General features: G+C 69.0%; 9 protein-coding genes and 1 tRNA gene. 2 read left to right on the top strand and 8 right to left on the bottom strand.

From position 1 onward, the window contains the following. The 8 genes from VKH46_15335 to VKH46_15300 all read right to left on the bottom strand — a co-directional run. Positions 1-728: hypothetical protein (locus tag VKH46_15335; protein HKB72218.1), on the bottom strand; the 728-nt coding region annotated here is incomplete at its 3' end. Then, positions 725-1,183 (bottom strand): hypothetical protein, encoded by a 459-nt coding sequence (locus VKH46_15330; GenBank protein ID HKB72217.1) that lies wholly within the window; start codon positions 1,181-1,183, stop codon positions 725-727. The genes VKH46_15335 and VKH46_15330, both read right to left, overlap by 4 nt. A 19-nt stretch (positions 1,184-1,202) precedes the next feature. Further along, positions 1,203-6,401, bottom strand: a complete 5,199-nt coding sequence (locus VKH46_15325; GenBank protein ID HKB72216.1) for a polysaccharide pyruvyl transferase family protein — start codon at positions 6,399-6,401, stop codon at positions 1,203-1,205. 152 nt (positions 6,402-6,553) lie between these two features. Beyond that, positions 6,554-9,007, bottom strand: a complete 2,454-nt coding sequence (locus tag VKH46_15320; GenBank protein ID HKB72215.1) for a DUF11 domain-containing protein — start codon at positions 9,005-9,007, stop codon at positions 6,554-6,556. Between the two features lie 848 nt (positions 9,008-9,855). Next, positions 9,856-9,930: transfer RNA gene (locus tag VKH46_15315), tRNA-Gly, on the bottom strand. A gap of 43 nt (positions 9,931-9,973) precedes the next feature. Further along, positions 9,974-11,761, bottom strand: a complete 1,788-nt coding sequence (locus VKH46_15310; GenBank protein ID HKB72214.1) for a DUF3536 domain-containing protein — start codon at positions 11,759-11,761, stop codon at positions 9,974-9,976. Beyond that, a complete protein-coding gene (gene glgB, locus VKH46_15305) occupies positions 11,758-13,653 on the bottom strand; it encodes a 1,4-alpha-glucan branching protein GlgB (protein HKB72213.1) in 1,896 nt (631 codons plus the stop codon). The genes VKH46_15310 and glgB overlap by 4 nt, the downstream gene beginning before the upstream one ends. A gap of 17 nt (positions 13,654-13,670) precedes the next feature. Continuing rightward, positions 13,671-14,390 (bottom strand): hypothetical protein, encoded by a 720-nt coding sequence (locus tag VKH46_15300; GenBank protein HKB72212.1) that lies wholly within the window; start codon positions 14,388-14,390, stop codon positions 13,671-13,673. Positions 14,391-14,496: 106 nt separating this feature from the next. Here VKH46_15300 and VKH46_15295 point away from each other — a divergent pair, with 106 nt between their 5' ends. After that, positions 14,497-16,005: an alpha-amylase family glycosyl hydrolase gene (locus tag VKH46_15295; GenBank protein HKB72211.1), complete on the top strand. Its 1,509-nt coding sequence runs from the start codon at positions 14,497-14,499 to the stop codon at positions 16,003-16,005. Positions 16,006-16,133: 128 nt separating this feature from the next. Next, a partial coding sequence (ugpC, locus tag VKH46_15290; protein HKB72210.1) for a sn-glycerol-3-phosphate ABC transporter ATP-binding protein UgpC occupies positions 16,134-16,928 on the top strand: 795 nt, incomplete at its 3' end.

Here is a 16,928-nt window from a genome sequence, read left to right as displayed (position 1 = left end):
GCGGCGGCCGCCGCGGCGACCACCGCGGCGAGCGGCATGTCGGCGTATCCGCCGATCGCCGTCCGCATCATGAGGCCGGGGAGGATCGCCGTCAGTCCGGCGGCGACGACCGCCGTCCGCCGGTCGGAGACGGTCTCGACGAGGTGGAACGTCCCGATCACGAGCGAGACCGCGAACACGGTGAAGACCGCCTTGACGGCGTCGAAAGGAAAAGCGCGGTAGAAGGTCGCCACGAGCGCTTCGTCGACGGCAACGGCGGGAGGGTACGAGACGATGCGAAGCATGTACTCGGGGGTGGGGACGTTGAGACGCAGAGTGCCCGTTTTGTAGAATTCCTGAGCCTTCGTCATCCAGATCTGGAATCCGTCCCAGGCGAAAGCGGAACGGGCGTTGGCGACCGCGAACAACACGAGCCCGGGAAGGACCGCGCCCGCCGCCTTGACGCTGGACGGGGAGAGCCCGAGCCCGGTGGCCCGGAACCGCGACAAATCCGTTCGGCGGATCAGGATGGCGACGAGGATCGCGATCAGGAGAACGAACCGAATCCACGGCCGCCCCAGGAGCGACAGGGGAATCGCGGCGGCGGAGACGATGCCGAGCCCGATCAGGAACGACTCGTTCCATTCGAAGAGGGAAGCGGGGCAGCGGCCCATGACCAGGTTCGCAAGACACGCGCAGCCGAGCGCCACGACAGCGGCAGCGGCGGGAGAGAGGACCGCTGCCGTCACTTCGCCAGCTTCCCGAACCAGTATTCCTGCGGGAAGCCCGGAATCGGAGACAGCCGCACGTGCCAGACGAATCCCGGATCGGGCGGCGGCGACCCGGCGGAGAGAGCCCAGCGGATCCGGAGACGCTTCCGAAGGAAGGCGACGCGCTTGACGGCGTCGTCGGTCGAGACGACGATCGCGACCCGCTGGGGCGAGAGGGCCCGTTCCCACAGCCGCGGAAGCCAGCGGTTTTCGCTGTTGCTGACGTAGAGGAGCGGTTCCGCGTCGGGGATCCAGCTCCGAATGACCCGGATATCGCGCGCCTGCTGCGCCGTGATCGAGCGGGCGCCGTGGCGACGGAGGAACAGCTCGCGTTCCCCGTACAGAGCGGGCACGAATGCGGCCAGCTGCGCCGCGACCAGGGCGAGACCGGCGAGGCGCCAGGCCCGGTCGGCCCAGCCGCCCCTCGTGCTCATCACGAGCGCCCGCCGCCGCTCATTCGCCGATCTTCGAAGGGGAAGGCGTGGCCCCGATCCGCACCTGATGGGGCTTCCACGTGACTCCCCATTTCTGCTCGAAGTACTCCTTGTTGCGGTTCCAGATCGCGTCGTAGGCGGCGGGGGAGAGCTTTCGGAACGAGCCTTGCCCGAAATGGTGAACGTAGGCATCCTCCGCGCAGACCACCGAAAAGCCGGCTTGCCGCACGCGATGCGAGAAGTCGTCGTCCTCGAACATCCCGATCCCGAAATTCTCGTCGAGCGCGCCGACGGCGTCGAGGACCTCGCGCCGCGCGGCGACGCAGTACATGGCCGCGACGTCGATCGCGAACGTCTCGCCCGCGTGTTCGATCGCCCGCCGCGTCGCCCACGCGGGAAGATCGGCGAGATCCGAATATCCCGGGTCGACTTTCGCCTCGTTGCCGGCGAAGTTCGTGGTGGGACAGAGAAGGCCGATTTCCCCGTCGCGCCGGAGATGCGCGACGAGCCGCCCGACGAGGCCGGGAGGGACGACCGTGTCGTTGTTCAGCAGGATGACGACGTCTCCTCGGGCGGCGGCGATGCCGGCGTTGTTCGCCGCCGCGAAGCCGCGATTCACGGGATTCCGCACGATCCGGACGCGAGGATCGGTCGCGGCCCGCTGCGTCAGATAGGGGACCGTCGCGTCCCGCGAAGCGTTGTCGACGACGACGATCTCGAGGCGCGGCCACGTTTCCCTCCGGAGGGATTCGAGGCACTGGCGCGTGAAATCGAAACCGTCGAACGTCACGACGACGACGGTGACCTCCGGCCGCGTCTCGGCCGCCGCGCCGTCGATCGCCCGGTAGCGTGCGCTCCAGTCGTTCTCCGCGGCGATCGTGCGGCGCGCCGCGCGCCGCGGGTCCGAGGGAGCTTCCGCCAGCGCTTCGTCGAGCCCGCGGAGGAACTCCTCGTGGCTGCGCGCGAGATAACAGACGCCGGCGAACGGCTCGAGCTCGCTCAGCGCGGGCGCCACCACGGGTTTTCCCCCGGCCATGTACTCGTAGAGCTTGACCGGGTTGGTCGCGTCGGTGATGTCGTTGACGAGAAACGGGATCACGCACGCGTCGAAATTCCAGAGGAGCTTCGGCATTTCCGCGTACGGGCGCTGACCGAGGAGTCGCACGTTCGGGAGCGCCGAAAGCGGCGAGAGGTCCACGTCGAAGTGGCCGCCGGCGAGGACGACCGTCCCCTGGGGATACCGCCGCGCGATCTTTTCGATCAGCGGGACGTCGACCCAGGAGGCGAGGGCCCCGTAGTAGCCGATGACCGGGTGGCGCACGTCGCCGAGGATGTCGTTGGGGCCGCAGAGAGCCGCGTAGTGCTCCACGTCGACGGCGTTGCGGACGAGGATCGCCCGCTTCGCATCGCGCTCGTGCTTCTCGAGCAGACGCTGAGCGGAGACGACGGTCACGTCCGCGGCCCGCACGAGCTCGGCTTCGCGTTCGAGAGCGTCCCTGGCGAAGCCGGGAAAGTTCGTCCACTCGTCCATGCAGTCATAGACGACGACGGCGTCGTGGCGCTCCCGGAGGCGGAGGGCGAGGCGCGTCCAGAACGGGATGTCGACCTTGACCAGCACGTCGCCGGCGGCGGCCGCCGCCAGGAGCTCGCCCAGGGCGTCCTCGAGGGCCGCCACGTCGTCGCCGGTCAGCTCCCCGCCGTAGACGTCGAGCGGCCGCGGCGAGCGGATGCGGAGCTCGGCGACGTTCGGCGCCTTCGCAACGAGCTCGTACGGAGGGCCGCCGGGCGGAAGGAAGACCGTGGTCGAGAGGTAGAACACGCGGTGCCCGGCGCGGCCGAACTGGGTGGCGAGCTGCTGGGGGCGTTGGAAGCGGAAGTCCCAGTCGACGATCGAGAGCACGAGAACGTCGTAGCGCCCCTCCGGGCGGGCCAGGAACCCGTCGAGCAGAGAGGTCGGCGCCGGCGCCGAAACCGGCGGGACGGAAGGCGCAACGGGAGCGGCGGCCGGCGAGGGGGTTACGGTCTCCCCGCCACGCGCCTTGCCGGAAGTCAGGCGCCGGAGCCGCGCCAGGAAATTCCAGTAAGCGTGGCCGATCCTCCAGACCCGGGAGCTCTTCCAGAGGTCGAGCTCCGTGGCGAGCTGCTCGGCCGCTCGCCGCGCGTTTCCCGCCGCTTCGGCGGCCGCGTTGCGATCGGCGGTCACGTCGTCGAGGTGGCGTCGGACCTCGTCGAGGTGACGGTGGGCGCGCAGGTGCTCGGCCTCGTGGGCGCGGTTTCGGGCGTCGAGCTCCGCGATGATGCGGCGGCTCTCGACTCGCCCGGCGATTGCGCGGCGGCGCAGATCGACGAGCGCCTGTTCGTGCTCGGCGACGCGCGATCGGACCCTCTCGCGCGTGCCATCCGCCTCCTGCCCCGGCGGCGCGGCTTCGGTCTTCTCCGGCTCCATCGGAACCTCCTGCCGGCGCCTCTGGAAGGCGCGCCGGACGACGTTGCGCAATCTCTCGGGAAACGAAGGGTCGGACGCGGGCGGCAGCGCGTCCCGGCCGGCCTCCGGCGCGCCGGGTGCCGCGCGGACGATCTCCGCTTCCGGCCAGGGGAGCCGGACGGGGTCTTCGCCTCCGGCGACGAAGACGAGGGGAGCGGAAAGGAAGAGCGATTCCGCCGACGGGACGGGATGGAGACGCCGGTGTCGCCGGGGCGCCGGCGCGCCGTCTTCGGCCCAGTAGGCGTCGATGCCGAGCCGCGCGACGGCGAGCGCGACGGGTTCGAGGGCCTCGGCCTCCGGCCGGGAGCGGGGAACGAAGGCCGCGACCGTCGGCGCCCGGCGCGCCCGCCGGACGGCGGCGGGCGAACGTCTCGGGAGATAGCCTTCGAGCACGCCGTGCCAGCGCTCTCTCCATCGCTCGATCGAGAAGCGCTCGGAAGTGAGCCGCCCCGCTTCGCCGAGGCGCTGCCGAAAGGACGCGTCGTCGAGCAGCCGCTCGATCGCTCCGCGAAGCGCGGCGGAGGTCGGCTCGATGAGCAATCCATTGACGCCGTCGAGGACGAGGTCCGGAAGCCCCCCCACGCGCGTCGCGATCACCGCCTTGCCGGAAGACTGGCCTTCGAGGCAGGAGAGCGAGGTCCCCTCGCTGCTCAACGTCGGGATGACGACGATGTCGGCCTTCTCGTACGCTTCCGGCATTCGCTCGGGCGGGAGGAAATACCATCGCACCCGCCCGGGGAAACGGGCCTCGAGGGCGCGAACCGCGCTCTCCTCGGAGCGCTCCGCTTTTCCGACGAAATGGATCTCGAGCCCGGAGCGTCGCTCGAGGAGCGCGGGGGCGATCTCCGCGAGGAGCCAGAAACCGCGCTCGCGCGACAGGCGCCGCGGATAGAGCACGACCGGGCCGGCGCCGCCGGACTCTCCGGGGCAAAAGTCCGCGCGGTCGACGAAATTCGGGACGTAGAGGAACTTCTCCGCGAGCGGAGCGCGCTCGGCGCGCACCCAGTTGATCGTATTCGTGTCGACCGAGACGACGGCGTCGAGCGTGTCGATCGAATCGAAGAGCCGCGCGGAACGGCGGTTCACCTCTTCCGGATCGCCCTGGTACGCGGGATCGTCCCAGTAGATCCCGTGGCTGATGCCGATCGAGCCGGGCGGGGCATCGGCTCCGGCGAGGTAGAACGCCAGATAGACCGTGAGATCGGCGCGGCCGCGCATCCGCGAGCGGATCGCCGGGTTGAGCTCGAACGCCCCTCCGTGGGGAACGAGACCGGCGACGCGCAGGTCCCGGTAATACCGGATCCAGTCCTGCGACCGGGCCGTCTGCACCACCTCGACGCGATAGCCGCGGGAGCGGACGACGTCGGCGAGCTCGATCAGGTAACGCTCGCCGCCGCCGAAGAAGATCTCGCCCCCGTCGGCGTCGAAGAAGGTGTGGGCGACGATCCGGACGACGCCGCGCCGCGGCGAGGGGGCGTCCGGGGCGCCGATCCGGGGTGCCGTTGCGCCCGTCCGGCGAAGCTCTTCGATCCGGTTCAAGGCGTCGAGGACGCGGCGGCGGGACGCGCTCGCCCCCGCTCGGATCTCGAGAAGGGAGAGCGCGAGCCGTACGTTCTCGCCGGCCCGATCCCGCATGCGCCGGGCGAGCGCGAGCTGAGACTCCGCGAGCGCCGGGCCGCGCCGCCGCGCCATCTCGAGCGCGTCGGCGAGCCGCCGTCGATCGAGAGCTCCGATGGGAACGGATGGGATCGGAGGGTCGGTCATCGCGGCGAGGTTCGCCACCTTCGCGTCGTAGTCGATCGCGACGGCGGGGACGCCGGCGGCGCACGCGAAGAGAATGGAATGGAACCGCATCCCGCAGACGATCTCGCAGGCGCCGACGAGCGTCAGGAGCTCCTCGGCCGTGGAGCTCCTATCGACGACCCGGGTTTCGGCGGCGGTGCATCGCTCCGCCAGGCGGCGGGCCAGGGCGACGTCGTCCTGGAGAGGCGTGGCCGCATGCTGGAAGGGGAGAAACGCGAGCCCGAGACCATGCTCGGCCGCGAACCGGTCGAGCGCGGCCGCGGCTTCCTCTTCCCACCGGCCCGGGTCGCCGTCGACGTCCCAGTTGCGGAAGGCGACGCCGAGCCAGCGGCCTTGCTTCAATCCGGTCTCCGAGAGCAGGCGCTCGCGAGGCTCTTCCGCGAGCGCCTCGACCGTCCAGGCCGGGTCCGCCGTGACCCGGGCGCGCGGCATGACCTCGCCGGCGAGGTCTTCCAGGATCCCGGCGGACGGCGCGTCGCGGACGGTGATGACCGTGGCGGCGCTCGCGAGCTGACGGACGAGGGCCCTTCCCTGCGGAAAACGGAGCGGCCCGACTCCGACGGCGTAGAGCATGACCGGCTTTCCGATCTCCGCCGCGAGCCACGGGATCCCGCAGTAGTAGGTCAGACCCCAGTGCTCGGGAGTGAGGAGCGTCTCGTCCTGCGGGTCCCAGATGTCGTGGAGGAGACCTCCGCCTCCGACGAGGACGGCGTCGCACTCCTCGACGGCCTCGAGCATCGCCGGCATCTCCGAACGAGGAAAGGACTCGACGGCGAAACGGGCGGAAAGCGAAGCCGGGTCCTCGCCGGGGACGACGAACGCGAGGTCGGGGCGGGCGGCGCGGAGATCCCGGAGCGTGCACGCGAGGATCGCCTCGTCGCCGGCGTTTCCTGCGCCGAAGTATCCGATGATCAGCAGCTTGCGGGTCAATTCGCCTCGTCGCGCTCCGCTTCCGGGAGACCGGCGGTTCGGGGTCACCTCTCCGGAGCGGGCGCCCGCATTCTTTCAAATGCGGGAGAGGAGCAGAAGGAAAAAAAGGGCCCCTCTTTCGAGGGGCCCGATGAAATCGCGAAACCCGGAGACTAGAAGGTGAGCGGCCCGTACAGCGGGAGCTTGACGAACGCGCTCGTCAGGATCTTGGCCGTCTGATCGCGCCGGATGTTGGCGGCCGGATGATAGGTCCCGTCGCCGAAACCGTCGACGATGTGCCGGACGAACAGGAGACCGGCGCTCTTGCACAGGTCGCCGGACGTCGGAACGTCCGTGAAGGGCGGGGTGCCCGCCGGGATGGTGGCCAGCGTGACCGTGTTCTGCTGGTCGGTCGAGTCGCAGTTGTACTGCCGGGTGCCGGCGTCGTCGTTGCCGAACAGCGGAATGCTGCCGTCCGGATCGGCCGTGTTCCCGTCCTGGACCTCGACGGCCCGGGCGATGAAGATCGCCATCTGTCCGCGGGTCACGTTGGCGGCCGGACAGAAGTGCGACGTGTCGAAGCACCCGAAGGTGATCTTCTGGTCCTTCAGGTAGTTGGCGTGCTTGCAGAAGCCGCTGAACTGGGTGTTGTAATCGATGTCGACGAACTGGGACGGATCGCCGCCCGCGGCGCAATCCCAGCCCGTGCCGGACGTCGGAATCGACGCGTCGTTGCCCGCGACCGAGCGGCCGATGAAGGCGGCCATCTGCGCGCGGTTCGTGAAGCCGCCGGGGCAGAAATCGGTGCCGTCGCCGCAGCCGACCGTGATGTGGTTGTGGAGAATCGTCTCGATGAACCGGTAGAACCCGTTGACCCGCGGGACGTCGAGGAACGTGTCGCCGATGTGGAGGGTCCACGTTTTCGTCTGGTTCGAAGGAGCCAGAGTCTCGACGAACGTCACGTCCCAGTGGCGCGGATGGTCGGGAAGGTGGGGCCGGACGCCTTCGGTGTCCTCGGTGACGGTCATCTGGTAGCAGTCGCCGGTCGCCGAGTTGCAGTCGGAGTCGCTGTTGGCCGGAATCGGGCCGTAGTCGGCCGTGCAATCGTCGATCGTCAGCGTGCCGCCCGTGGGGCTCGACGGGGTGTCCGCCGCGCCCGTCGTCTCCGGATCGGCGTTGTCGAGGTTGTTGTGCCACGTGGGGTCGATGCGGACCGACTCGTTGGGCTCGAAGACACGATTGACGTCGGAGCTCGTCGAGATCGGATCGGTGGTGATGCAGTCCGTATCCGTCGCGGAGCTCTCGCGGTCGGCCTCGAGGGCCGTCGGCGTGTCGTTGGTGGCGGATTCGATGCGAGCCGATGCCTCGTTGTTCTGGGTGTCGGTGTCGCACTGGTCGCTCGAAACGTCCGCCGTGTTGTCGATCGGGCCGGACTCGACGGCCGTGACCCGGATGTCCCAATCCTGGATCCCGCCGCTGGCCGTGATCAGGGATGTGGTGCAGGTGATGAGCGGCAGCGCGGTGGTGTCGCAGGAGCCGGTGTTCGACACCCAGCTGACGCCGGCGGGAAGGGTGTCCGTCATCGTCACGTTCGTCGCGTCGTTGGCTCCGTTGTTCGTGACCTCGATGTGATACTTGAAGTCGCTTCCGCCCGTGATCGTGGTGATCGGCGCGTCGCTGAGGTCGAGGGTGGCCTTCGTGATCGAGAGGTCGACCGTCTGGCAGATCGCGGTCGTCACGGAAGAGGTGTCGTTGCTCGAGTCGGTGTCGAGGACATCGGACGAGACGGTCGCCGTGTCCGTGATCGAAGTCGTGCCGTCGTTCGGGACCGTGACGACGAGGTCGAAGGCCACCGTGTGGCCGGACTGCAGCGAGGCGACCGTGCAGCCGGTCCCGCCGAGCGCGAAGGAGGTGCAATCGAGACCGTCGGTGTTCGGCGCCACGGGCGTCGCGGACACGAAGGTCGCCGAACCGACCGTGATGTCGTCGCCGACGACGACGTTGGTCGCGTCATCCGGGCCGTTGTTCGTCGCGGTGATGAGGTACGTGACGTTCGTCCCGCCCTGGACCGTCGGGACGGTATTCGGGTCGGGGTCAGTCTGCGTCTTGACGACCGACAGGTCGGCGGAGGCGACGACGCTGACCCCCTGGCCGCAGGAGAAGGGCGACTGGTCGTTCGAGTGGTCGGGATCGGTCGAATTGCTCGACTCTTCGAACGCGCAGTTCGTGATCGTGTCACCCGCCAGGGCCGTGTTGGCGACGTCTGCCGTGAAGACGATCGTGTTGACCGACCCGGAGGCACCGAGCCCCTGCATGTTGCAATTGATCGTGTTGCTGACGATCGTGCAGCTGCTCGGCTGGGTCACGCTGACGAGCTGGATGTTCGTGAGCGAGGCCGGTACGTCGTCCTCGATCACGACCTGGCTCGCCCCGTTCGGGCCGAGATTCGTGGCGGTGATCGTGTAGGTGATCGTGTCCCCGGCCACCACGGAGCTCACGTCGGAGCTCTTGGTGATCTGGATGTCGGCGGTCGCGACCGCGAACGCCGACGAGGCCGTCAGCAGGAACGCGGTACAGAGGCTCAGGACGAAACCGATCGGAACTTTCCAGGGTCTATTGGCTGTCATCTCCATTCCTTCCTTTCCGAAAAAAATGAACGTTGAGAAACGCATCGAATCGCATCGTCTCGACAATGAAACTGCTGTAAGAAGCGTTTTCCACTCGCGTCGCACCGCAAGACGCGGTGAGCGCGTCGGCGCGGATTCCCGGCGGGAGCAAACGCTGATCGGTCGCGTGACGTTCTAACATGCCAAGACGCCGCGCGATTGCTCGCTGGGCGACCTCGCATGTCGGAAGATCTTGCTGGGCTGCCGGGAAATCTAGCAAACTCGCTGCCGCTCCCGCAAGCGAAATATTCGGATCGCGAACCGTCAATAGGCGCGGTGGAAATTCTGTATCCAAAAGACTTGCATTCCAAGCCCCGGACCGGGTCCCGGGTGCCTGGATCGCACGCCTGATAAATCTTGGCGCGTGCTGGGCAGCGAATTGGCATTTTTTGGTCATAGGCTTTTGTCCGATTTCGGACGCAACGCGGGGGGATCAATCGGCACAAACTGTGGCGGGAGCGTCATGTCGGCGCTCGGCTGCCGGCGGGCGGGGTGACCGAGGTCGACAGGAAGGCGACTTTGGCTTTTCGGGCGCATCGCGGGAATTTCGATCCTTTCTGTCCGGACCGAAGAACGAGGGTTGCAAAAGAGCGACGGCGGGCTTTGTCGTGGGGGTGTGGCCTCGTCGGCGTGAGCGGTCTCGAGGGTCAGGGTAGCGGGCCGAGCGGGTGATTTCATGATGAGTTTGAGGCATTCGTGCGGGTCGGGGGGACGTTTCTGCGAACGCGCCGAAAGGAGCGAACGGCTCGGTCGTGCGAGCGCCGACCCGGATCGCGGCCGCCGCTCGATGGCGGCATTTCCCGGTGGCTTGGAGCGGGCAATCGGGATCGAACCGACGACATTCAGCTTGGGAAGCTGACGTTCTACCGCTGAACTATGCCCGCCCGGGCCCGGATTCTAGCCGAGGGCGGCCGGGCCGACAACCCCTCAGGCCGGGCGCGCGAAACCAAGGAGCCCGCCGAGGCGGTCGAATTCCGCGACCCACGCGGCCGCGGACGGGTCTCCCGCGGCCGCCTTCTGCTTCATCGGGGACGCCGCGCTTTCCCGAATCCGGAAATAGACGTTCTGCGCCGTCCAGAACGGCACCGGGAAGGGCAGCCCTTCCGAGAGCTCCACGACCTTTCGCCACGCCTCGAGCAGGCGGGCGTCGGAGGGGTCGTTCTCGAACCCTTCCGCGAGCCCGGTCACGGCGCGGGACATTGCGCGTCCGGGATCCCGAGCCTCCTGGTGGGGCGCGTGCCGGAGTCCCGGCGAGCTCACGTACCGTTCGTACACCGCGGCGCCGTCGGGGAGCTCCGGCGAGTTTCCCCGGGCGTCCTTCAGCATCTCGAGGAAGCGGCCCTCGAGCGGCTCGCCGAAAAGCTGCTCGGCGAGCTCGATCGCCCGCGCGGCGTACCGGATGACCTGGCGCGCCTCGAGCCCGGCGACGTCGTCGAAGAACCACCCGCAGCTCGTGTACATGCGCAGCGCGTTGCGCTGGAGCGCGAGGAGCCGCAGGATCTCGCCCCGCTCGCCGCGGGAAAGCGGCCGGCGCGCGTGCCAGGCGAAGAACGTTTCGCTCGCGACGGAACCGTTCACGGCCAGCGCGATCGCGTCTTCGCGCGCCTTCCACGGATCGAGGAGGAGCTCCCGGGCCCGCGCCTCGTATCGTCCCGAGATCTCGTCCCGCAGCCAGTCGAACGCCCGGCGGAGCTCCGCTCTCCAGGCCTGCGTGCCTCCGGCGACGCGGCACCCGCAGTCGCGCTCCCATCGTCCGACGCCGTGAACGCAGCTCCAGGAGCTGCGCTCGACGATCTCGACCTCGTCGCGCGGCGGATGCCGTTCGAGGTGCTCGCCGTAATTCGTGAGGCGCGCCTCGGCGCCGCGCTCGATGCGGGAGAGCGCGGCCGCGAGCGCCATGTCGCCGTGCGCGTGGTGGTGGCCGTACGATTCGCCGTCGGTGGCGGCGTGGACCAGCCCGTCGCGCCCGCCGCCGGTCAGCCGGGCGACGAGTTCGTCGGCGCTGTCGAGCAGGCGCTCGAAGGCGATCCCCCGGGAGATCGCGCCGTCGTAGAAGAAGAGCGCGATCCGCGCTCCCGACGGGAGCGGCGCGAAGTACGGCCGGGTGGTGTCGAGAGTCTCCTCGGAGACGTCGGTCCACGAGCCGCCGCCCATCGGCCGCACGCGCGCGGCCTGGCGCGGGGCGAGCACGGTGTATCGGATCCCGAGGTCGGCGAGGGTCTCGAGGGTCTCGACGTCGGCAGCCGTCTCCGGCAGCCACATCCCCTCGGGGGAGCGGCCGAAGCGCGCCTCGAAGTCGCGGATCCCCCAGACCACCTCCGTGCGCCGGTCGCGCTCGTCGGCGAGCGGAAGGATCGTGTGGTGGAACGCCTGCGCCATCGCCGAGCCGTGGCCGGAGAAGCGCTTCGCGCTCTCGCGGTCCGAGGCGACGATCGCGCGGTAGATGCGAGGCTCGCGCTCCTCGAGCCACGAAAGGAGCGTCGGGCCGACGTCGAAGCTGATCCGGGAGAAATTGTCGACGATGTCCTCGATCCGGCCGGCGGGGTCGAGGATGCGCGCCGCGGTGTTCGGGCCGTAGCACTCGGCCGTGATCCGCTCGTTCCAGTCGTGGTAGGGCGCGGCCGAGGGCTGGCGCTCGATTTCGCCGCTCCACGGGTCTTCTCGCGGGGGCTGATAGAAGTGGCCGTGGATGCAGATCGCCCGGCCGCCGTTCATCGGGCCGATTCCTCGGCCGCGAAGAGCACGGCGCCGAGCGGCGGAAGCGTGATGGATGCGCTCGCCGGCCGCGAATGGAGCGGCTCCGGCCGGGCGGCGACGGCCCCGAGATTCCCCGCCCCCGTTCCGCCGTAGACCTCGGCGTCGCTGTTGAAGATCTCCCGCCAGCGGCCGGGCTCGGGGAGACCGATCCGGTATCCCTCGCGAGGAACGGGCGTGAAGTTCAGCGCCGCGGCGACCGTCCGACCTTCCGCGTCGGTCCGAAGGAGCGTGAGAACGCTCCCCGCCGCGTCGCCGCAGTCGATCCACTCGAAGCCGCCGGGAAAGACGTCCTTCCGGTGGAGCGCGGGCCGGGCGCGGTAGAGGGAATTCAGGTCGGCGACGAGCCTCCGCACACCGGCATGCGGCGGGGAGCGGAGGAGATCCCACGCGATCTCCCCGTCGTGGTTCCACTCGCGGCGCTCGCCGATCTCGTCGCCCATGAAGAGGAGTTTCTTGCCCGCCGAGACGAAGAGGAACGCGAGGAGGAGGCGGAGGTTCGCGAATTTCTGCCAGTCGTCTCCCGGCATCTTCTCGAGGAGCGAGCGCTTTCCATGAACGACCTCGTCGTGCGACAGCGGAAGGAGGAAGTTCTCCGTGTACGCGTAGAGCATCCGGAAGGTCAGCTCGTCGTGGTGGAAGCGGCGGTGGACCGGGTCGCGGGCGAAGTACGCCAGCGTGTCGTGCATCCATCCCATGTCCCACTTCAGCCCGAAGCCGAGGCCGCCCGCGTCGACCGGGCGCGCGACGCCGGGCCAGGCGGTCGATTCCTCCGCGATCATCTGGACGTCGGGGAAACGCCGGTACGCCTCCGTGTTGATCTGGCGCAGGAGCGAGATCGCGTCGAGGTTCTCGCGCCCCCCCTGCGGATTCGGGATCCACTCGCCGGGCTCGCGCGAATAGTCGAGATAGAGCATCGACGCGACGGCGTCGACTCGCAGCCCGTCGGCATGGTAGCGGTCGAGCCAGAAGAGCGCGCTCGATCCGAGGAAGCTCCGCACTTCCTTGCGTCCGTAGTTGAAGATCGCGCTCTTCCAGTCGGGATGGAAGCCCTGCCGCGGGTCCGCGTGCTCGTAGAGGTGCGTCCCGTCGAAGAACGCGAGGCCGTGCTCGTCGGTCGGGAAGTGCGACGGCACCCAGTCGAGGATCACGCCGATCCCGGCGCGGTGCAGCGTGTCGATCAGGAACATCAGGTCCTGCGGCGCGCCGAAGCGGCTCGTCGGGGCGAAGTAGCCGGTCGTCTGGTATCCCCAGGAACCGGCGAAGGGATGCTCCATCAGCGGGAGGAACTCGACGTGCGTGAACCCCGTCCCGGCCGCGTACTCGGCGAGCGGGGCGGCGATCGCGCGGTAGGAGACGCCTCCGTCCTCGCCCCGCCGCCACGATCCGAGGTGGAGCTCGTAGATCGAGATCGGCGAGTCGAGCGCGTTGGCCGCCGCGCGCCGCGCCATCCATTCCCCGTCCTCCCACGCGTAGTCGAGGTCCCAGACGATCGACGCCGTCTTCGGAGGGGTCTCGTGCATGCGGGCGAAGGGATCGGCCTTCAGGACCGTGTACCGGCTCTCGCGCGAGACGATCCGGTACTTGTAGCGGGCGCCGCGCGGGGCGGGCGCGGTCCCCGCCCAGACGCCTGATCGGGCGACCGGGCGAAGCGGCGAGGCCGCGGCGTCCCACCCGTTGAAGTCGCCGACCACGGAGACTTCGCCGGCGTCGGGGGCGAGCACGGCGAAGCGCGTCGTTGCCGATTCCCGGTCGAGGTGCGACCCGAGGTGGTCGTAGAGCCGGAAATGTTTCCCCTCGTTCAAGAGCCAGAGGTCGTCGGCCGAAAGAAGGGACCCGCGCTCCGTCGTCATCGGCGGACGCCCGGCGGTCAATTCGGAGGAACGGGCTTCGGCCGGTCCTTCGCGGAGGCGCCGGTCGAAAAATATCGATCGAATACGGAGCGGCGCGGCTCGCCGGATTGGGACGGCTCCGCGGCCTTTTCCACGGGGACCATCGCCGCCGAGGCCGGCTTCGCGGAAGCCGGGGCATTGGCCGCGGGAGCCTCGGCAGACGGCTCCGCCGGCAAAGTCGCCGAGCGCGCCCTGGCAGGCGGCGGCGCCGGCGGAGCAGCCGGGCGAGCCGAAGCAGCGGCGGCAGGCTCGGGCATCGGCCTCGCGAGGAGCTCAGGAAGGACTTCGAGGCCTCCGATCGCAATCAACGCGTTCCCGGGGGCCCGCCGGACGCGATCGATCGCCGGCCCGGACTCGGGAAACAGGATGGCGCGCGAGAGCGCGCGCTCGGCCGCGAGAAACCGGACCATCCCGTCCGTCAGCGTTCCGGGGAGAACCGCGACGGCCGCGGCGGGAAAAGGAGACGCGATCGTGCGGTCGGCGACGATCGACACGCCTTCCCGGACGGGAATCGTGCCGTCCTCTCCGACGAGGAGGACGTTCCCGCGCGCCGCAACGGCGGTTCGCGCCCGCTGAATGACCGCGATCGACGCGCCGGGGGGAACGAGGAGGAGGACGTCGTCCGACGCGGTTTCCTCGGCCGCGGCGTAGGCCGAGACGAGGACGGCGGCGATTCCGAGCAACCGGACGAGCTCCATGCCAAAACGATAGCACGCGCTCCGATCTCCATGACGGCCGGATCCCGATGCATTCGCTTCACGCGGGCTCGCTTACGAATTGCTAGAGTGCCGAACGGAGGTGAGCATGGCGACGTCCGGGACGCAGCGAGCTCGGCGACCCGCGCACGGCCTCGCCGCCCTGCTCGTCCTCTTTGCTCTCTTCGCGCCGTTGGCGGCCGCGGCGACGCCTTCCGCCGACTGGCGCGACGCCGTCGTCTACTTCGTCCTCCTCGACCGGTTCGCCGACGGGCACCGGAGCAACGACGCGGCGGTCGACCGCTCGTCGAAGGGGGCGTTTCACGGCGGCGACGTGGCCGGGCTCCTCGCCCATCTCGACGAGATCTCGAGCCTGGGCGTGACGGCGATCTGGATCAATCCCGTCGTCAAGAACATCGACGGCTACGTGACGGGCGCGGGCTTCCCGGACTGGGCGTACCACGGATACTGGGCCGACGACTTCACGCGGATCGACAAGCGCTTCGGGACGAAGAGCGAGCTGAAGAGACTCGTCGCCGCGTGCCACCGGCGGGGGATCCGCGTTCTGCTGGATGTCGTCTACAACCACGCCGGTTACGGCTCGCATTACCTCACCGATCCGAGGACGAAGGGGTGGCTCCGTTCGCCGGACCGCGGCGACTGCGGCGACGACGACGTCACGACCTGCGTGTCTGGCCTTCCCGATTTCCGAACCGAAGACCCGAAAGTCGCGGGGTTCCTGATGGACTGCCAGCTCGGGTGGGCCAGACAGCTCGGCGTCGACGGCTTCCGTCTCGACACCGTCAAGCACGTCGATCATCCCTTTTGGGACGAGCACCGCACGCGCGTCCGGCGGGAGCTCGGACCGTCCTTCTTCCTGCTGGGCGAGGTCTGGGGAGGGGACGCCGAGTCGCTCGATCCGTGGTTTTCGACCGACGAGATGGATGCCGGCTTCGATTTCTCCTTCTCGGGAAGCGTCGTCGGATTCCTGCTCGGCCGCGGGCGGACGGTCGCGTTCGACCGCTATCTCAAGTCGCGGGAGAAGGTTCGGACGGGGCACCTCCTCGCGCATTTCCTTTCGTCGCATGACGTCGCCGGCGCCTACTCCCTCCTCGGCTTCGACCGCGATCTCTTTCGGCTCGCCGCCGTGCTCCAGATGACGAGCGCGGGGATTCCGGTCGTGTATTACGGCGAGGAGGTCGGGCGAAGAGGAGGGGACTGGCCCGACAACCGGAGCGACATGCCCTGGGACGGCCGAAAGATCCTTCCCGGGACGGGGGAGCCCCGCGACGAAGGCCTCCGCACCGACTACCGGAAGCTCATCGCGATCCGCCGCGCCCACAGGGCGCTTTCGCGCGGCGTGCACGATCCGGTGTCGACGGAGGGCGACCTTCTCGCGTTCACGCAGACCGACGCGGCGTCCGGCGACGCCGTGCTCGTGGCGGTCAACCGGGGCGGCGCCGCGGCGCGCCTCCACGTTCCCGCCCCGCCGCTCTGGAACGGGAGGAGCGCGGTGGACCTCTTCTCCGGAGGTCCGGTCTCCGTTTCGTATGGATCGATCGAAATGGACGTTCCGGCGCGATCGTTCCGCATCATCGGCACGGCTCGATACCCTTAGGCGGCGGACGCGGCTCCGTTTTTCGATCGCCGAAAAACGGAGCAATTAATGCGGCTGCATCAAGTATCGCAAATCGCTTCGTTTCACTATTTCCTCGGCAGTTCCGAGCCGAAAGGACAGATGGGCGGATGGCGGAGGTCCGGCTCGAAAAAGTGGAGAAGCGCTTCGGCGACGTCCTCGTGATCGCCGGGCTCGATCTCGAAGTCCGCGACCACGAATTCATGGTGCTCGTCGGCCCCTCCGGGTGCGGCAAGTCCACCGTCCTCCGGATGATCGCCGGCCTCGAATCGGTGACGGCGGGCCGGATCTTCATCGGAGACCGGCTCGTCAACGACGTGGCCCCGAAGGACCGCGACATCGCCATGGTCTTCCAGAACTACGCGCTCTACCCGCACATGACGGTGCGCGCGAACATGGAGTTCGGCCTGAGGATGCGGAAGACGCCGGCGGCCGAGATCGAGCGGATGGTGGGCGAAGCCGCCGCGACGCTCGGGATCGCCCCGCTCCTCGACCGCAAGCCCCGGCAGCTCTCCGGCGGCCAGAGGCAGCGCGTCGCCCTCGGCCGCGCGATCGTCCGACAGCCGGCCGTCTTCCTCTTCGACGAGCCGTTGTCGAACCTCGACGCGAAGCTCCGCGTCCAGATGCGGGCGGAGATCTCGAAGCTCCAGCAGCGCCTCCGGACGACGGCCGTCTACGTCACCCACGACCAGGTCGAGGCGATGACGATGGGTCACCGGATCGCCGTGATGAAGGACGGCCGCATCCAGCAGGTCGGGACCCCGTACGAGGTCTACGAGAAGCCCTCGAACCTTTTCGTGGCGAACTTCATCGGCACGCCTCCCATGAACTTCATCCCCGCGACGATCGCCGCCGGCGGGACCACGCTCACGGCGAGCGGCATGTCGATCCCGGTGCCGGCGTCC

The sequence above is a fragment of the Thermoanaerobaculia bacterium genome (genome assembly GCA_035260525.1).
Classification (GTDB): Bacteria; Acidobacteriota; Thermoanaerobaculia; order UBA5066; family DATFVB01; genus DATFVB01.
The sequence above is the reverse complement of the archived record's forward strand: the minus strand, read 5'-3'. Positions and strand labels throughout refer to the sequence as shown.